Below are 2,788 nucleotides of genomic sequence, written 5' to 3' on the forward strand. Positions count from 1 at the left end.
GACGATCTTGAGCATCACGCGCGGGTCGTAGGCGCTGGCGCGCGTGATGTCGTTGTTGAAGCGCGCATCCAGGGCACTCAGATCCAGCTCGTGATCGACCAGGTAGCTCAGCGCGAAGGAAAAACTGCCTGGCACGATCTGCTCCGACAGCACCACGGGCAGCATCATCGCGTGGCAATCACTGGGCTTGTAGCGCGGCATGGCGGACTCCTGGACGGGTCTGCGTATTTGACGCGTCAGGGGCTGCGCAATGAATCGGGACAGACCCGATGGGGAGTTTTTTTACAGCCTCAACGTTTGAATTTATCGGCCTCCGGAGGCGGTCCGCTGGAATGAAGGGTTAGGCCAAACTATCGCGATGAGAATGTAGCCCATACAAGTTTGGCTAGCCGCTCTGCTTCGGGGTATGCCGGGCCGGCAGCAACAATCTCTGCGCTTGGCGCGTTGCCGCAGGCAACATAGATGAAGTAGCGACCATGATCGATGGCAACGGCATCGTGATAACTCTTTGCACGGCTGCCCGGAGACATTCGGACGAGTGCTGAAGTCATTCGATCTACGCAATCGGCAGTGCTGGGGAACGTATTCGGAATGCGGAACAAGAAGACCGATGGTGTACTCTCGGCGCGCGCTACTCGGGCTTCACACGCGCTGAGTTGTCCCTGCACGCTTTCCACACCTTGATTTGCGGCGCCGCAGGCCGCAGTACTCTCCAGTTGTCGGCGTAGCTGACTTGAGAGTGCTGAGGCGGCCTCAGTGGCGCGTGACTTGGCCTGCACCTCTGTGAGTAGGTTTGCTCGCTCCGCCTCCAGAGTCCTGACTTTGGAGGCAAGTTCAACCTCTTGTGCAGACGGGCTTAAGGGCGCCGACGCCGCCGAGGAGTTGGCCCCAATCGTAGCTACGCGTAGCTTCTCTTGGGCGTCTCGAAGTTGAGCAGCCAAGCGCTCGTTTTCCTTACGAAGTTCCTCCGTAGGGCTGGGAGGTGAACTCACTGCCTGGCCATGGGGCCTAGCCTTCGTGTACTTGAAGACTCCTGCGACTGAAACCTCAGAGCCAGGATCAGCGGCTAAGTGTGCGGTGAGCCAGAGCATTCCTGTCAAGGCGCAAGCCGCCAAGAAGAGCAAGCCAAGCACCTTTGGTCTAGCAAGCAAAGGCGCAAGCACATCCCATGCAGTCTTGCCGTGAGGTGTTTGCGGCTGAGGGGAGGATGGATCCATCGCGGGCGAAGTAGTGAGGGGCTTTGTGCGGCGTAACGTTTGAGCTAACCGGCCCGCGACGGCAGGACGCCGAAGGGCCAGAATGAAATGAGGCCCGTAGGTGGCATGCCGTCGCGGGTCCGGTTGAGCGATTGGTTAGGCCTCGCTTGGCAGATGTTTGGTGACAGCATTTCTGATGTACTTGTACTTGAGGAGAATTAGCGCCTCTAGCTGAAGCTGGGCCGCAAGTTTTGCCGATCCAGTGGATCGCAGAACAACCAGGACATCGCGGAGGTCCTGCGCGAAGTTGTGTGTGAACGCTCCAAAGCGGGGCGCCTTGGTTCGAGGGCGCTGTTCAATCTCCTCGATATCTTGAATCAACTCCTGCGCAAGTCTTGCAACATGGGCTTGAGGCTCGGGCATGTACTCCCTGGCCAACACATAGCGCCTGCTGCGCACTAGCATCGGCAGCGCGATGCGTCTGCAGGCGTGGGCGAATTCCGGCCGGCGCTCGTGCAGCATGGCAAAGAGTTCTGCGGTCACTTCGTCTTCGTTGAGTCTCTCGCTCATGGCTTCCACGTCGTGAAACAGGCCCCGATCAAGCTGCCCGGCCCGAAGGATCGCAACCTTGGCGTCCCTCCGACCGCGAAAGACCTCCATTGCCGCGGGGTACTTCTCTCCAAGTTCCTCCCAATAGCCAAGCGCAAAAGACAGCCTGACTCCGGCCAGCGAGCTATCTTCGCTGAGTGCGTGATCGTGGTACCAAAGAAAATGCGCGAGCGCGTCTTCGTAGCGCCCGTCGTAAGTGGCGGCGCGTCCGGCTTGGAGTCGTTCGCTAGCGTTCAATTGCGAGGCCTAACGTTCGAGCTAACCCCGACCGCGGAGGTAGGACGCGTAAGCCCGGGCTGCGACTATGGTACGACTGGCGCAGGCCGGGCTTACGCGGCCTGCCGTAGTGGGTCGGGGGTTGAGCGAGGGGTTAGGCCGCACTCACGGCAGGTGGCTATGAGCGCCAGTCAACGACTTCGAGCAGCATATGCAACTGGAGCCCGCAATAGAAGCGACGTCCGCCACCACCGTCCAGCCGACCGCGCCCCCGTTCATAGCGTTCGAAGACGCTACCAGCAGCTTTGAGCTCTCGCTGGCACTTGGCGCACCGTACCGAACCCTTCTCGTGTTGAAGCAGTTCTGCCGCCATCCATTCCATTCTTCGTTCATCAAGCGGCGTCCTGGCGATGAGTTCGACGGATGCGTCACCATCAACCGACGACTTTGGCGCCTTGAGCTGGCTGCGCAAGGACTCAAGATCCGGAGCCAAGTGAGGTGCCTCGATCAATAGTTCGTCGATGTACTGACGGCAGTCGGCTGCGTCGAATCGAACCCGGCTGAGTTCTTCTCGTTTCTTCAGAATGGGGAAGGTGACGAACATGTGGATTGTGCGGCCTAACGAGGTTGTCCAATAACCCGAAATCCACGACCACCCTCAACGCTCAGGGCGTGCGAATGTCGGCGATGGCGAGTTTCTGGGCTCATCGGTGAATCGGAGACTGTAAGCCGCTCTAGCGGCACCTGAGTGCAATTGTGCCGCCTGT

The 2,788-nt window shown here is 59.4% G+C and carries 3 protein-coding genes; all 3 read right to left on the bottom strand.

Features of this window, described 5'->3' with window-relative positions:
* Positions 1-201: transposase (locus LNV23_RS23700; RefSeq protein WP_505191020.1), on the bottom strand; the 201-nt coding region annotated here is incomplete at its 3' end.
* 1,151 nt (positions 202-1,352) lie between these two features.
* The gene (locus LNV23_RS23705; RefSeq protein ID WP_263565214.1) at positions 1,353-2,042 is read right to left on the bottom strand and encodes a hypothetical protein; all 690 of its coding nucleotides are present in this window, start codon (positions 2,040-2,042) and stop codon (positions 1,353-1,355) included.
* Between the two features lie 157 nt (positions 2,043-2,199).
* Entirely contained in the window at positions 2,200-2,625 is a 426-nt protein-coding gene (locus tag LNV23_RS23710; protein WP_263565215.1) for a hypothetical protein, read from the bottom strand.
* Between the last annotated feature and the right edge of the window lie 163 nt (positions 2,626-2,788).

Source organism: Kinneretia sp. DJ1R-11 (genome assembly GCF_025717595.1).
Lineage (GTDB): Bacteria > Pseudomonadota > Gammaproteobacteria > Burkholderiales > Burkholderiaceae_C > Paucibacter_A.

Bases quoted from the DNA above. Each gene is read 5' to 3' on its own strand.
- LNV23_RS23710 (WP_263565215.1), bottom strand. From the start codon at position 2,625: ATGTTCGTCACCTTCCCCATTCTGAAGAAACGAGAAGAACTCAGCCGG.